We start from the raw sequence: 14,343 nt of genomic DNA, 5'->3' as shown, positions 1-14,343 counted from the left end.
AACTTGTGAGGTCTGTATCTATTTTAATTCTTAATTGGTGTACAAATTTCGATAAGAAACCCATTAATATCTCTTAAGTACCCCACTTTTTGTCCCCAAGGTTTTTCAATTATAGGTTCATATTCTATGGCTCCAGCTTTTATCGCTTTATTAAAATCATCTTTAATATTTTCAGTTGTAAAAGCCATTTCAATTCCGTTCGGCTTTTCGTTTATAGAAAGTTGTTTAAAGCCTTTTTTAAAGTTTGAATTTCCTAAGGAATGAGACGCAAAAGCGATGGTGGTTTCTCCAGAAAGTAGCTCACCATAATCATGCTCTGGTGTGATGAATTTTTTTTGAAACCCAAAAGCGTTTTCGTAGAATGACATTGTCTTTTCAACATCTTCGACATATAAAATGGTGTATGCGTATTTCATGTTTTTTATTGCTTTCTTAGTTCTCATTAGAGTAAGCACTGTCAACCGCCAACTGAACACTATCAACTATGTTTCTACTCCTGTATACTCACTTTATAATTAATACCATAGGTCTTCGTTAAGTTATCGTCATTAAAGATATCCTTTACAGGTCCTGTGGCAATTTTCTTCACATTTAAAAAGGTAACCCAATCAAAATATTCGGGTACAGTTTGTAAATCGTGATGGACTACAATAACCGTTTTACCTGCTTTTCGTAATTCTTTTAAGATGTTAATGATGGCAATTTCAGTGGTGGCATCGACTCCTTGAAATGGTTCATCCATAAAATAGATAGAAGCATTTTGTACCAAAGCACGTGCTAAGAAAATACGTTGTTGTTGTCCTCCCGAAAGTTGACTAATCTGTCGACTTTTAAACGCTAACATCCCTACTTTTTCTAAAGCTTCTAGTGACGCTTTTTTCTCTTTTTGTCCAGGACGTTTTATCCAGCCCAAACTTCCATAGGTTCCCATCATCACCACATCTAATGCTGTGGTAGGGAAATCCCAATCTACACTTCCTTTTTGAGGCACGTAGGCTACGAGTTGTCTTTGCTTTTTATAAGGTTTTCCGTAGATAGTGACACTTCCTGCAATGGGTTTTAAAATTCCTAAAATAGATTTTATAAGTGTGGATTTTCCTGCTCCATTCGGACCAACAATAGCCATTAAAACTCCTTCTGGGATTTCTAAATCGATGTCCCAAAGTACAGGTTTGTAGTTGTAGGCAACGGTAAGATCGTCTACTTTTACGGCAATTACTCCTGCGGAAGCAGGAGTCTTGTCACTAGGACTACTATGTTTTATATTTTCCTTTGAGTCTTTTTTCATTTTAGAATTGAACTAAGTTTCATGAGATTCCTGCTTTCGCAGGAATATTATTTCAAGGCATTCACTATCGTATTCACATTGTACTCAAACATCCCAATGTAAGTACCTTCAACTGTTCCAGCACTTCCTAAAGCATCAGAATATAAAGTGCCTCCAATTTCGACATCATGTCCTTTAGATTTTACAGAAGCCTGCAGAGCTTCAATCGTTCGTTTTGGTACTGAACTTTCTATAAATATGGCTTTAATGTTTTTCTCGATAATAAATGTAGCCAATTTTTGAACATCTTGTACACCGGCTTCAGTTGCTGTTGATATACCTTGTAAACCAACGACTTCAAATCCGTAGGCTTTTCCAAAATAGTTAAACGCATCATGGGCAGTTACTAATATTCTTTTTCCCTTTGGAAGTGTTTCTATAGTCTGCTTTATGTTATTCTGAAGGGTTTCTAATTTAACAATATAAGCATTTTTGTTGGCTTCGTATTTTTGGGCGTTTTCAGGATCCTTTTTAGATAAGACATTCGCTACTTTTTTTGCAAATTGCTGAAAATAATTAATATCGAACCAAACGTGTGGATCGTAATTTGAAGCAAAATATTTAGAACCTATAAGTGTGTTTTCATCTAGAGCATCTGAGAGTGCTATCGTTATTTTTTGAGAACTCTCCATTTTTTCTAGGACTTCCACAAGTTTTCCTTCTAAATGTAAGCCACTATAGAATATGATATCGGCATTGACTAATTTAGAAACATCACCTTCGCTGGCTTTGTAAAGGTGCGGATCGACCCCAGAACCCATTAAGCCCTGTATATTAATCATATCTCCGCCAATATTCTGAACTAAATCAGTAATCATGGTTGTAGTGGTTACAATATTGAGTTTTCCGTTGTCTTTAGATTCGTCCTTACACGCCGTAAAAATGAGCGTGATAGCTAAGAAGAAAATTATTTTTTTCATATATCTAAATATTTATTACGAAGGTACTAAAAAATGAGAAGAGTTAATCTGTTTTTAGTAGGATTCAAATCTGTTTTTTATTGATCTGAAAGTATTATAGAAAGTTGTTTAACATTGAGGTACTGAAAGTAACGTGCTGTGGCTTGAAATTTTTCGTCTAAGAATACTAATGCAGGCAATGAAAATGGTTTGTTTTTTTGCCTCGCCATTAATAATGGTATTTGATGAACAGGATTTCTTTTGTTTAAACGTTTGTTGATGAAAACCTGATTGCCGAAAGATATAGTGTCCTGTGTCTCAACATTCATTTTCACGGCGTAATAGTTCTGGTTAAGTAAATCAATAATTAAGGTGTCTGTAAAAACTTCCTTTTGCATTTTTATACAAGGTGAACACCAGTTGGCATAAAAATCAATGAATACTTTTTTAGGTTGTATTAGAATGGAATCTTCTAATTGTTCAAAATTAAGCCAATTCACAGCCTTTTCTGTTTGTGAAAAGACTGTGCTGACCATGACTAACATTACTAAATTGAGACAAATTTTCATTGCTTTTTTACTGATTAAAGCGAGCTGATAGAAAGTCCTAGAAAAAAGGTTCGTGGTGCTGCAGAACCATAAATATAATTGCTATCGCGATTTTTACCAGTATCAAAATCATTTTGATAGCTATTTGAAATATTTTTAACGCCTCCGTAAAGCTCTAAGTCTGTGCTTACTTTTGGTAGGTTGAATGTGTAACCCAAACGTAAACTCAATTCCGTAAACGTATCTGTTGTATCATATTCATCAACGGTTTGTCCTGTGCCTTCTCCTGCAAAATGGGTAATATCCATTTGACCTGTGTAAATTAAGTTAGCACTAGCTGTCAACTGTTTTGTTGGTTTATAAGTTAACGTGGCATAACCATAATCGTTAGGTGTTCTTAAGAATTCGCGTTTAGTTTCTAAACCTTCAATGTTTTCAACCGCATCATCAAATCGGCTAGACTGAATGGTGAATCCAGCTTCAACTTCAAAAACATAATCAAAATTAGCGCGTGCTTCTAAAGTGAATCCTTTTACGGTTGCACCACTACCATTTCGCTTTTCAAAACGTTCTCCAAACTCATCTTCTCCTAGTGGAAATTGAAAAAAGGCATCCTCCAAATGAGTGTAAAACCCTTCAACTGTAAAGCCCGCGATAACATGTTCGGTGGCTTTGTCGTAATTCATGGAAGCGGTAAAACTGTTAGAGCGTTCTTCGATTAAATCTTCTGAAAGTGAAATTCTAGAGATGCCACCACCAGCAAAAGCAATATGTAAATCGGTATCAAAAGCCTGTGGTGCTCTAAAGCCAGTTCCCCAACCTAAACGGAATTGTGTGGTTTCTTTTAGTTTATAGAGCAAAGATAACCGTGGGCTGAAAACAACATTATCTACCAAATTATGATCATCTAATCTGAAGCCTGCTAGAAAATTGATGTCTTCGGTGACTTCCCAATCATTCTGAACAAATACACCATAATTTTTTGTGGTCTGATCGATGAGGTAATTGTACGAGGTGATCTCATCCATAACATCATCATAGACATATTCTACACCAGCGGTTAATACAGTTGTGCCTCCTAAAAAATCATCGAATCTATTATTTAATTGAACACCTCCTTGATGCGTGGTTACTTCCGAAATTCCGTAAGGTGGATCTGCGAAAAAGGCGGTTTGTTCATCAGCATCATCCGGAATAATTCCGGTGTAATGATCACGATCTGTACGCTGACCTCCATAATATAAAATCAATGAATTTTTATCGTCGTTAAAGTTAATTTGATAATCTAAACTCGCCATAAGTACATGGTGATCGCGCTCTTCGGACTGTTGTGTTAAATAAGCTGGTTTATCCACCATTTCGCCTCCGAAACGGTATTCGAAAAGCTTGCTTAAATTGACTTCTAATTTAGAATTTTCTGTAGGTAGAAAAAAAGCATTCACACCAAAAGAGGTATTTTTTAGTTCAGGTAATTCAGAAAAGTTATCGTCATTGGCGTCGTAGGCTGTTCGGGTTCGGTTACTTACAAAAAAAGTCGCGCCAGATTTATAATCATTGCTAACTACAGTGGCATTTCCATTGATTAAATTTTGGTCAGCGCCTCCGTTGATGTTCTGATATGCATAGCTAAAGTTATAACCATCTTGTTTGGGGATTTTGGTAATTACGTTTACGGTTCCTCCGATGGCACTAGATCCATAGAGTGCTGAGACTCCGCCACGAACCACTTCGATACGTTCTATCATATTAACCGGAATTTGTTCTAAACCATATAAGCCAGTTAATGGGCTAAAAATAGGACGTCCGTTAATAAGAATTTGAGAATAACCACCTTGAAGTCCGTTCATACGAATTTGACTATAATTACAAGTTTGGCAATCCATCTCAACGCGCAGTCCTGGTTGAAAACGCAAGCCTTCAGAAAGATCAGTGGCTACAACTTGTTCTAAAGTTTCGCTATTAATTAAATTAACGATGACGGGAGAATCTGTACGGCGTTTTTCTGTACGTGTTCCTGTAATGACCACTTCGTCTAAATTATTTTTATTGACCAAATCGAACGTGACATACACATTATCGGTTGTGATAGAAACGCGTTTTGTTTCCGTTTTAATGCCTGTAAAAGACGCGACAATAATATAGGTTCCTGCTTTTAAGTCTTTTATAATAAAATTTCCATTGTTATCGGATAGTGTTCCTTTTGAATTGTCTTCAATATAAATATTAGCAAAAGGTAATGGTTGTCCTTCCGAAGTTACTCGACCAGTAATTTCATAGGTGTTTTGGGCATTTATACAAGTGGCTGAAGCAAAAAGCAAAAGTATTATTAGTCTCATCTTTATTATTTTTTAAGCAAATATAAATATATTTTTAGATTAGTCTAAAAATATTTTAAGAAGTTTACTTTTTCTATATTTGCTGTACAGGATAAAACTATGATTACACTAACAGAAGAAAATTATATTAAAGCCATTTACTATTTAAGCAGTAATGGCGAAAAAACGGTGAATACAAATGCTATTGCTTCTGCCATGCAGACTAAAGCATCTTCTGTTACAGATATGATTAAAAAATTATCTGAAAAGAATTACGCGGATTATAAAAAATACCAAGGTGTTACCTTAACTGACGATGGTAAACGTGTTGCTGTAAACATTATTCGTAAACATCGCCTGTGGGAAGTGTTTTTAGTTGAAAAGCTAAATTTTTCTTGGGATGAAGTTCACGAAGTTGCAGAACATTTAGAGCATATTAAATCTGATAAATTGATTGATGAGCTAGATGCGTTCTTAGAGTTTCCTACGTATGATCCTCATGGAGATCCAATTCCAGATAAGGAAGGTAATTTTAAGCATATTGAAAAAATAGTTTTGGCTAAAGCCGAAGTTGGTTCTACTTATAAATGTGTTGGCGTTGATGATACCTCTTCTAATTTTTTAAAATATCTAGACAGCAATCATATTGCGCTAGGCACTATAATTACGGTGAAGCACAAAGAGCCTTTTGATAATTCTATAAAAATAGCTTTAGAAAATTCGGAAATTGTAGTCTCTCAAAGTGTGGCTAAAAATTTATACTTAAAGAAGATTTAATTCCGCTTTAGATAGAAATTTCGTTTAAAAAAGCTAAATTTATCTTAAAATAGCTAAGTCTGAGCGTCAGTGTTCATTTTACACTATAATTTTGAAGTCATTCTCATTTAATAAAATTCTATAATATGTCTCATATGTTTAAGTCTAGTATCGTTTGTGTTTTGCTTGTAATACTTGCTACAAGTTGTAAAAGTGACAAGAAAGAAACTATTGAAGTAGAAGTTTCAGAACCGATAGTAGAAAATAAGGTTCTCACACCCGTAGAAACTATTGAAAAGGCCTATAACAAAGATGTATTTTTATCTAACCAAGCTATTGAGTTAGATATGGTGATTAGTTTTGGTGGTAGCGAACGCCTTAATGGAAAAATGACATTTTTAACCAATTCAACAAAAGGAAAAATTGAATTGAAAGATGGTACTTTTATTTATTATGATGGTGAAAAAGTATTCCATTCTCCAAATCTTACGAATGGTAAAGCAGCGCGATTTGATGCTTACACATGGATGTATTTTTTATTGTTTCCTACTAAGTTGAGCGACCAAGGGACTATATGGTCTGATGTAGAAAGTGCAAAGCTTAATGATAAAACATACAATTCGCAACATTTAACGTTTGAAGCTAATACAGGCGATGCACCAGATGATTGGTATATTGTTTACAGTGATCCAAAAACCAATATGATGGATTATGTAGCTTACATTGTTACCGTTAATAAATCTACAGAAGCAGCGGAATCAGATCCGCATGCTATAGGTTACTCTAATTATAAAATGATTGATGGTGTACCAATTGCACATAACTGGGAATTTTATGAGTGGTCTAAAGATGCTGGTTTAGGTAAAGTGATTGGTAATACGCTTATCAACAATGTAAAGTTTGTGACCCCAGATGCTGATACATTTTCTATTCCTGCAGATTTTATAGAAAAATAGGATCAATTTACTTACTACTATTGCTCTGTATAAAAGCTTTTAAGGCAAACAGGAGAATAATTTCTATACTCACACAGAAAATACCGTGAACGATAGTTAGGTTAAACAGCTCAATAAAGACTAGTGCCGAAATAAAAAGACCAATACATATAAGAATACCACTGATGAGGTCTTTTAGAAATGTTATTTTGTTAGATTTGTAATCGAAAATGTATGCTTATAAGATGATTAAAATTGACAAGTTATAATTAATGTTATCCCTTTTTTACTCATTGACTTTATTTTAATACTATGGAATTCGTGAATCTTGGATTTTAAAGGGATTTAATGACATCCACAGCCATCATCGCCTCCACAAGCTTTGGTAGATTTTTTCTTAGGTGACCAAATGTATTTCCGTACTAGAAAAAGTAAGGCCAATCCTAATGCAGAAAAAACTAATATATTTTGAATTATTGTGTTCATAAATTCATTTTTAAAGACTTGATAGGTTTTTAAAACCTGCTAGGTCTATTTTAATACTTGATAAGCGACTAATGCTACAATATAAGCAAATCCACTCATAATTACTAATTGATACATCGGCCATTTCCATGAATTAGTTTCTTTTTTAACAACAGCAAGTGTACTCATACATTGCATAGCAAAGGCATAAAAAAGAAGCAAAGAAATACCAGAAGCAAAGTTAAATAATGGACCACCGAGAATAGGGTTTACTTCTCCGGCCATTCTGTTTTTAATGGTTTCTTCTTCATCACTACCAACACTATAAATAGTGGCTAGGGTCCCAACAAAAACTTCACGCGCAGCAAAAGAACTTACTATTGCAATACCAATTTTCCAATCGTAACCTAAAGGTCTAATAGCTGGTTCGATGGCATGGCCAGCAATACCAATAAAGGAATGTTCTAGTTTGTGAGATTCTATTTTTTGATGTAGTTCATCTTCAGTCAAATTTTCTGAAGCATATTGTTCGGTTACAATAGTATCTGCATTATTAAAGTTGTCTCCTGGTCCATAAGATGCTAAAAACCACAATACGATAGAAATTGCAAGTATAATTTTACCAGCTCCAAATACAAAAGCTTTTGTTTTTTCTAAAACCGTTAAAGCGACATTTTTAAATAAAGGTAATTTGTAATTTGGCATTTCTACCACAAAGAAACTCTTGCTTTTTATTTTTAATATCTTATTAAGAATCCATGCCGAACCAACAGCGGCTCCAAAGCCAATAAGATATAATAACATTAAAGTTAAGGCTTGATAGCTTAATCCTAAAATTCGTCCTTCAGGTATAACTAAAGCAATAATAATAAGGTATACAGGCAATCTTGCCGAACACGTCGTAAAAGGTGTTACTAAAATGGTGATTAAACGCTCTTTCCAACTTTCAATATTACGTGTTGCCATAATTGCCGGAATCGCACAAGCTGTTCCTGAAATTAGAGGTACAACACTTTTTCCGCTAAGCCCAAAACGTCGCATAATACGATCCATTAAAAACACAACACGACTCATATAACCGCTTTCTTCCAATATTGAAATAAACAGAAATAGGAAGGCAATCTGAGGAATGAATATAACGATGCCTCCGAGTCCTGAAATAATACCTTCAGCTAAAAGATTTGTAAAGGCACCTTCTGGCAATGTGTTTTTTGTCCACTCACTTAGAGAGGCAAACGAACTATCTATGAAATCCATTGGAATACTAGACCAATCATAAATAGCTTGAAAAATCGTTAATAAAATGGCACCGAAAATTAAATAACCCCAAACTTTATGAGTTAGAATTCTATCTAATTTAATACGTAAATCTTTTGCCGAATTAAGGTCAATAGTTTGTCCTTTTTTAAGCGTTTCATTTATAAACTGATACCGCTTTATGGTTTCTTTTTGTTGAAGTCGTTTTAAATCTGTTTTGGATTTTGTTTTAAAATCTTCTACAGCATCATATGTTTTTCTATCTGTTTTTCCGAAGTTGACATCTTGGGTAATTACTAACCAAAGTTTGTATAATAACTGATTTGGAAATGCTTTTCGTAAGTTTTCAAAATAGGATTCATCTATGGAAGAGGCATCTAGGCAAGGTTCCGTAGAAAGTTCTTTATAGTGTGTTATTAATTCCTTAAGCTCGTTAATCCCTTTGTTTTTTCTGGTGCTTATTAGGGCAATTTTGGTTTTTAATTCTTGTTCTAAATAATCGATATCTAAAGAAATGCCTTTGTAAGCCATTCTATCAGACATGTTAATGACTAGAATTGTAGGAATTTTTAAATCTTTGATTTGAGTAAAAAGAAGAAGATTTCGCTTTAAATTCTCTACATCACTAACTACAACAGCAAGATCTGGATAATCTTTATCGTTTTTGTTTAGTAGTAATTCTATAACAACGTTTTCATCTAAGGACGATGCGTTTAAACTATACGTTCCAGGTAAATCAATAATATGCGCTTTTACTCCTCGTGGTAGTTTGCAGATACCTTCTTTTTTTTCTACGGTAATACCAGGATAATTACCAACTTTCTGATTTAATCCTGTTAGGGCATTAAAAACAGACGTTTTACCTGTATTGGGATTTCCAATTAACGCAACATTGATTTGCTTACTCATGCGCAGTTTCAATTATAATATGAATAGCAGTTTCTTTTCGTATTGCTAAATGTGTACCATTAATGTTAAGATACATTGGGTCTGCGAAAGGTGCAACTTGCACAAGCTCTACCAAATTACCAGGTAAACAGCCCATTTCGAGCAATTTTAATGGAATATGAACAGAAGACACGTCTGTGATAATGCCTTGCTGTCCCCGTTTTAATTCTGCTAATGTCAACCTCTCCTTATTTAGAATTGTTATAAAGAAGCAAATGTAATAGAAATTTGTTAGTGTAAAAAGTAAGACAATAGTTATTTGTAGGCTTTAACCTATTTTATGATCCACCAAAATACTTTAAAGTCTCAATATCTTGTAAAAGTTGATCAATATCTTCGGGATTTGTACCATCATAAAAACCTCTAATTTGACGCTTTTTATCAATCAACATAAAGTTTTCGGTATGTATCATATCAAATTGATCGCCATTACCATCCGTTTTTACGGCTAAGTAACTTTTCCTAGCAAGTTCGTAGATTTGTTTTTTATCTCCAGTTACTAAATTCCATTTTCTATCAATAACCCCTTTTTCAAGCGCATATTTTTTTAGTTGAGCAACGCTATCAATTTTTGGAGTCACAGAGTGAGAAAGCAACATAATGTCATTATCATTAATAATTGCCTTCTGTATTTGTTCCATGTTCTTAGTCATTATCGGACAAATAGTTTGACACGTCGTAAAAAAGAAATCTGCCACATAAATTTTATCCTTATAATTATCTTGTGTTATTGTTTCTCCATTTTGATTGGTTAAACTAAAATCTGCTATTTTATGATATTTTAGTTGGTGTTGAATAGTGCTATCTACAAGCTCTTCACTTACCATACCAGGCTGATAAATAGGAAGTGTATGTTTTACATTTAATACATTGTATATTATTGCGATGATGATGACACAAAGTATTGAAAAAAAGATTCCGAAGTTTTTATAGCCTTTAAAAAATGAAAGAAATGACATTAAGAATGTATTAAAGATAGTTGAAGGGCAAAAATACGACTGAATGTCAAGAAAAGCTTTATTTTTAACGTTAAAACTAGTTCTATGAGACGATTCTTTGGATGCCTAATCTTAGCATTTGCTATGCAAATAAATGCACAGGATTATAATGACACATTAAACGCTATTCGTTCTGCTGAAGCGAATACAGCATTACGCCAAATGATGAATGCTCAAAATGCTAATACAGGAAATTACGATGTAAAATACCATCGGTTAGAATTAAACATTGATCCGTCTATAGCGACAATTTCTGGTGATGTTACTACCTATTTTGAAGCTAAAGAAGCAATGACAGAGATTACTTTTGATTTGTCGGATAATATGGTTGTTTCTCAAGTACTGCAACGTGGCAATAGTTTAAGTTATATTCAAAATTCGGATGATGAATTGGTCATTACGCTACCTATCACACAAGCACAAGGAGTTTTAGATTCGCTAACAGTTAGTTATGCTGGTAACCCTGTAAGTTCTGGTTTTGGTTCTTTTGAGCAGACCACTCATGGTGCCGACAATGATCCTGTTATTTGGACGCTTTCTGAACCTTATGGTGCTAAAGGTTGGTGGCCATGCAAACAAGATTTAATAGATAAAATAGAGAATATAGATGTTTATATTACCACGCCAGTACTAAATCCATTAAACAAAACTTATGTGGCCGTTTCTAATGGTTTAGAGCAAAGCCAAGTAGTTGTGGGTTCTGAGAAGACCACGCATTTTAAGCATGGTCATCCCATACCGGCTTATTTAATTGCCGTAGCTGTTACTAATTATGAAGTGTATTCACATGAAGTACCCAATAATGGAAATCCTTTTGATATTGTAAATTATGTCTATCCTGAAGATCTTAATTATGCTCAGGCAAATACAGAAATCACGGTAGATATTATGAATCTTTTTACAGATTTATTTGAAGAATATCCTTTTGCAGACGAAAAATATGGTCATGCCCAATTTGGTTGGGGAGGTGGCATGGAGCATACTACAGTGTCTTTTATGGGGTCTTTTAACAGAGGACTTATTGCACACGAGTTGGCGCATCAATGGTTTGGTAATAAAATAACCTGTGGCAGTTGGAAAGATATTTGGTTAAACGAAGGTTTTGCGACTTACTTATCCGGATTGGTAATTGAAGATTTAGATGGGGAGGCTAATTTTAAATCGTGGAGGCAACAAACCACGGCTAGTATCACATCTCAATCTAACGGAGCGGTATATCTCACAGATCAAGATACTACAAGCGTCAATAGAATTTTTAGTAGCCGCTTAACTTATAATAAGGGGGCTATGGTATTGCACATGTTAAGACGTAAATTAGGAGATACTGACTTCTATCAGGGATTACAGAATTATTTAGATACACCAAGCTTGGCCTACGATTACGCTAAAACACAAGATTTTATTGCTATTATGGAATCAACTACAGGACTAGGTTTAGGTGAGTTTTTTAACGATTGGATCTATAACCAAGGCTATCCAAGTTATTCGGTGAATTGGAATCAAGATGATAATCAGTTGCAACTTATGGTGTCACAAACCCAAAGTGATGCGTCAGTTTCTTTTTTTGAAGCAGGTGTGCCAATTAGGGTTCTGGGAACTTTAGGAGAATCCTTAGACCTAGTTTTAGACAACAGTACTAATAATGAACAATTTTTAGAAGCCGTGAATTTTACAGTTCAAGAGGTGTTAATTGATCCGGATTATCATTTAATTTCCAAAAATAATTCGTCAAGTTTAAGTATATCTGATTTTGATTTAAACCATCAAATAATAATATATCCGAGTCCAGCAGCATCTGTAATTCATATCGTAAAACCTGAACATATAGAGATTGAAACCATCAAAATTTACAATAGCTTAGGACAATTATTATTAGAACAAAATTGGACACCTCAAGTCGATATAAGCACATTAGCATCAGGCTTGTTGTTTGTGCAGATTCAAACAGAGGATGGGGTGATTAATAAAAGACTTATAAAAATATAACTAAGGTGTTGTTTTAACGTATTGCTAAGATTTTTTTAAATATACGTTTGATATAAATACCTTACTTTTGCAAATCGAAATTTGAAAAAAATTACATGGAATTTATTATAAAAATATCTCAATTTTTACTCAGTTTATCCTTGCTTATAGTCTTACATGAGCTTGGGCATTTTATACCCGCAAAGCTTTTTAAAACTAAAGTTGAAAAATTTTACCTCTTTTTTGATGTGAAGTTTTCACTCTTTAAAAAGAAAATTGGAGATACCGAATATGGTATTGGTTGGTTACCACTTGGAGGTTATGTGAAAATCGCAGGAATGATTGACGAGAGCATGGATAAGGAGCAAATGGCATTGCCACCACAACCATGGGAATTTCGCTCTAAGCCAGCATGGCAACGTTTAATTATAATGCTTGGTGGTGTAACCGTAAACTTTATTTTGGCCTACTTTATTTACGTCGCGCTTTCTTTTACATATGGAGATACAGATGTGACTACCGACAGTATGAAAGATGGTTTCTGGATAGAAAACAATTTGCTTTTAGATGTTGGTTTTAAAAACGGAGATAAAATATTAGCCATTAATGACGAAAAAGTTGACACCTATTATGACGTTAGAAAAAACTTAGTAAATGGCGAAAAGTACTCTATAGTTAGAGATGGTGAAAATAAAGAGATTGTACTTCCAAAAGATTTTTTGGGGCAGTTATCTTCTGCAGAGCGAAAGAATGGGACCTTTAAACTACGAATTCCGTTTATGGTTGGTAGTGTGCCAGATTCATCATTAAATAAAGGAGTGAACTTAGAAAAGGGAGATATATTGTTATCCATCAATGGAAATGATCTACGCTACTTTGATGAGGTAGAGTCAAGAATGTTAGCATATAAAAACCAATCTGTAGAAGCAACGTTTTTAAGAGGGGAAGAAAAATAAATACAAGCTTACAAGTAAATGCTGAAGGTAAAGTTGGAATTTTCCCGGCATCACACAATTCAAGGTTTGCAGAGTTAGGGTATTTCAATATCATACATAAAGATTATACCTTCTTAGAAAGTTTTGGTGGAGGAGTCGATAAGTTTAAGGAACAGGTTTCTGGGTATTTTGATCAATTAGGAAAGATTTTTACACCGAGTACAGGTGCTTATAAAGGCGTTGGAGGATTTAAAGCGATTTTCGATGTGTTCCCTGACCAATGGATTTGGGTAGATTTCTGGAGTTTAACCGCATTTTTGTCTATTATGTTGGCTATACTTAATTTATTACCAATCCCAGCTTTAGATGGTGGACACGTGGTGTTTTTATTGTTCGAAATGATATCTGGTAAGAAACCAAGCGAAAAGTTTTTAGAGCGTGCACAACTTATAGGGTTCTTTATTTTAATCGCTTTAGTGCTGTTTGCCAACGGTAATGACATTTTTAAAGCCATCACTAATTAATTTTTTAAAGTTTTTACAAAAAAATATTATTTCGTTTTGTAGTAATGAAAATACTGTATATATTTGCGCTCGCTAACGCGAAAACATACACACTTTAGTTCTGCTAATAATAACCAAATAGCTAGAGCGATTGATTCTTAATTGAGCCTCGAAAGCTTTTTGAGATTAAGTAGAATCTAAGAAGAGAGAAGTTTAGTGCCTTCTAAAACACACTAAAAAAAGGAATTTTATTCCTCTTTAGCTCAGTTGGTTAGAGCATCTGACTGTTAATCAGAGGGTCCTTAGTTCGAGCCTAAGAAGAGGAGCATACAAAGCCATTACGAAAGTAGTGGCTTTTTTGTGTTTTAATGTGTTTTGTTTATGCCTTACTTTTAGATTTATTATGAATCAATCTCAAAAGTAGTGTGTGAATTAGCTGTACTTTTCGGGTTTTTGCAAAAAAAGATTTTGAACCATTATCTAAAGCTTCTT

The 14,343-nt window shown here is 34.1% G+C and carries 12 protein-coding genes, 1 tRNA gene and 1 pseudogene; 5 read left to right on the top strand and 9 right to left on the bottom strand.

Features of this window, described 5'->3' with window-relative positions; translation table 11 throughout:
• Positions 1–23 precede the first annotated feature (23 nt).
• The 5 genes from ADIWIN_RS12980 to ADIWIN_RS12960 form a co-directional block, all read right to left on the bottom strand.
• A complete protein-coding gene (locus ADIWIN_RS12980; RefSeq protein ID WP_020895088.1) occupies positions 24–416 on the bottom strand; it encodes a VOC family protein in 393 nt (130 codons plus the stop codon).
• Between the two features lie 74 nt (positions 417–490).
• Positions 491–1,288 carry a metal ABC transporter ATP-binding protein gene (locus ADIWIN_RS12975; RefSeq protein ID WP_020895087.1) on the bottom strand — a complete coding sequence of 266 codons (798 nt, stop codon included), beginning with the start codon at positions 1,286–1,288 and terminating at the stop codon, positions 491–493.
• Between the two features lie 47 nt (positions 1,289–1,335).
• Positions 1,336–2,247 (bottom strand): metal ABC transporter solute-binding protein, Zn/Mn family, encoded by a 912-nt coding sequence (locus tag ADIWIN_RS12970; RefSeq protein ID WP_020895086.1) that lies wholly within the window; start codon positions 2,245–2,247, stop codon positions 1,336–1,338.
• Positions 2,248–2,324: 77 nt separating this feature from the next.
• Positions 2,325–2,795 (bottom strand): thioredoxin family protein, encoded by a 471-nt coding sequence (locus tag ADIWIN_RS12965; RefSeq protein WP_020895085.1) that lies wholly within the window; start codon positions 2,793–2,795, stop codon positions 2,325–2,327.
• Positions 2,796–2,809: 14 nt separating this feature from the next.
• Positions 2,810–5,110, bottom strand: a complete 2,301-nt coding sequence (locus ADIWIN_RS12960) for a TonB-dependent receptor (RefSeq protein WP_040757317.1) — start codon at positions 5,108–5,110, stop codon at positions 2,810–2,812.
• Between the two features lie 99 nt (positions 5,111–5,209).
• Here ADIWIN_RS12960 and ADIWIN_RS12955 point away from each other — a divergent pair, with 99 nt between their 5' ends.
• Both ADIWIN_RS12955 and ADIWIN_RS12950 read left to right on the top strand, forming a co-directional pair.
• The gene (locus ADIWIN_RS12955) at positions 5,210–5,866 is read left to right on the top strand and encodes a metal-dependent transcriptional regulator (RefSeq protein ID WP_020895083.1); all 657 of its coding nucleotides are present in this window, start codon (positions 5,210–5,212) and stop codon (positions 5,864–5,866) included.
• Between the two features lie 125 nt (positions 5,867–5,991).
• Positions 5,992–6,801, top strand: coding sequence for a DUF6503 family protein (locus ADIWIN_RS12950; RefSeq protein ID WP_020895082.1), 810 nt, complete (start codon positions 5,992–5,994; stop codon positions 6,799–6,801).
• A gap of 324 nt (positions 6,802–7,125) precedes the next feature.
• Here the strand turns inward: ADIWIN_RS12950 and ADIWIN_RS20375 are convergent, their stop codons facing one another.
• The 4 genes from ADIWIN_RS20375 to ADIWIN_RS12935 form a co-directional block, all read right to left on the bottom strand.
• Positions 7,126–7,266, bottom strand: a complete 141-nt coding sequence (locus ADIWIN_RS20375; RefSeq protein WP_020895081.1) for a FeoB-associated Cys-rich membrane protein — start codon at positions 7,264–7,266, stop codon at positions 7,126–7,128.
• Positions 7,267–7,311: 45 nt separating this feature from the next.
• The gene (gene feoB / locus ADIWIN_RS12945; protein WP_020895080.1) at positions 7,312–9,411 is read right to left on the bottom strand and encodes a ferrous iron transport protein B; all 2,100 of its coding nucleotides are present in this window, start codon (positions 9,409–9,411) and stop codon (positions 7,312–7,314) included.
• Entirely contained in the window at positions 9,404–9,631 is a 228-nt protein-coding gene (locus ADIWIN_RS12940) for a FeoA family protein (protein WP_200859810.1), read from the bottom strand. Before ADIWIN_RS12940 ends, feoB begins: the two co-directional genes overlap by 8 nt.
• Before the next feature lie 97 nt (positions 9,632–9,728).
• Positions 9,729–10,409, bottom strand: coding sequence for an SCO family protein (locus ADIWIN_RS12935; protein ID WP_020895078.1), 681 nt, complete (start codon positions 10,407–10,409; stop codon positions 9,729–9,731).
• A gap of 84 nt (positions 10,410–10,493) precedes the next feature.
• On the opposite strand from ADIWIN_RS12935, the gene ADIWIN_RS12930 reads away from it, so the two are divergent.
• The 3 genes and pseudogenes from ADIWIN_RS12930 to ADIWIN_RS12920 all read left to right on the top strand — a co-directional run bounded on the left by ADIWIN_RS12930 (position 10,494) and on the right by ADIWIN_RS12920 (position 14,177).
• Positions 10,494–12,434 (top strand): M1 family metallopeptidase, encoded by a 1,941-nt coding sequence (locus ADIWIN_RS12930; RefSeq protein WP_020895077.1) that lies wholly within the window; start codon positions 10,494–10,496, stop codon positions 12,432–12,434.
• A gap of 95 nt (positions 12,435–12,529) precedes the next feature.
• Positions 12,530–13,872: pseudogene (gene rseP / locus ADIWIN_RS12925) on the top strand (RIP metalloprotease RseP).
• Between the two features lie 231 nt (positions 13,873–14,103).
• Positions 14,104–14,177 (top strand) — tRNA-Asn (locus ADIWIN_RS12920).
• Positions 14,178–14,343 lie beyond the last annotated feature (166 nt).

Source organism: Winogradskyella psychrotolerans RS-3, assembly GCF_000427335.1.
Taxonomy (GTDB): domain Bacteria; phylum Bacteroidota; class Bacteroidia; order Flavobacteriales; family Flavobacteriaceae; genus Winogradskyella; species Winogradskyella psychrotolerans.
Note: the sequence above shows the minus strand (reverse complement) of the source record. Positions and strands in the feature narration are given on the sequence as shown.

Excerpts from the sequence above, each read along its gene's own strand:
- ADIWIN_RS12970 (WP_020895086.1), bottom strand. The coding sequence starts at position 2,247 with ATGAAAAAAATAATTTTCTTCTTAGCTATCACGCTCATTTTTACGGCG.
- ADIWIN_RS12930 (WP_020895077.1), top strand. The coding sequence starts at position 10,494 with ATGAGACGATTCTTTGGATGCCTAATCTTAGCATTTGCTATGCAAATA.
- ADIWIN_RS12975 (WP_020895087.1), bottom strand. The coding sequence starts at position 1,288 with ATGAAAAAAGACTCAAAGGAAAATATAAAACATAGTAGTCCTAGTGAC.
- ADIWIN_RS12965 (WP_020895085.1), bottom strand. The coding sequence starts at position 2,795 with ATGAAAATTTGTCTCAATTTAGTAATGTTAGTCATGGTCAGCACAGTC.
- feoB (WP_020895080.1), bottom strand. The coding sequence starts at position 9,411 with ATGAGTAAGCAAATCAATGTTGCGTTAATTGGAAATCCCAATACAGGT.
- ADIWIN_RS12960 (WP_040757317.1), bottom strand. The coding sequence starts at position 5,110 with ATGAGACTAATAATACTTTTGCTTTTTGCTTCAGCCACTTGTATAAAT.
- ADIWIN_RS20375 (WP_020895081.1), bottom strand. The coding sequence starts at position 7,266 with ATGAACACAATAATTCAAAATATATTAGTTTTTTCTGCATTAGGATTG.
- ADIWIN_RS12955 (WP_020895083.1), top strand. The coding sequence starts at position 5,210 with ATGATTACACTAACAGAAGAAAATTATATTAAAGCCATTTACTATTTA.
- ADIWIN_RS12980 (WP_020895088.1), bottom strand. The coding sequence starts at position 416 with ATGAAATACGCATACACCATTTTATATGTCGAAGATGTTGAAAAGACA.
- ADIWIN_RS12935 (WP_020895078.1), bottom strand. The coding sequence starts at position 10,409 with ATGTCATTTCTTTCATTTTTTAAAGGCTATAAAAACTTCGGAATCTTT.
- ADIWIN_RS12950 (WP_020895082.1), top strand. The coding sequence starts at position 5,992 with ATGTCTCATATGTTTAAGTCTAGTATCGTTTGTGTTTTGCTTGTAATA.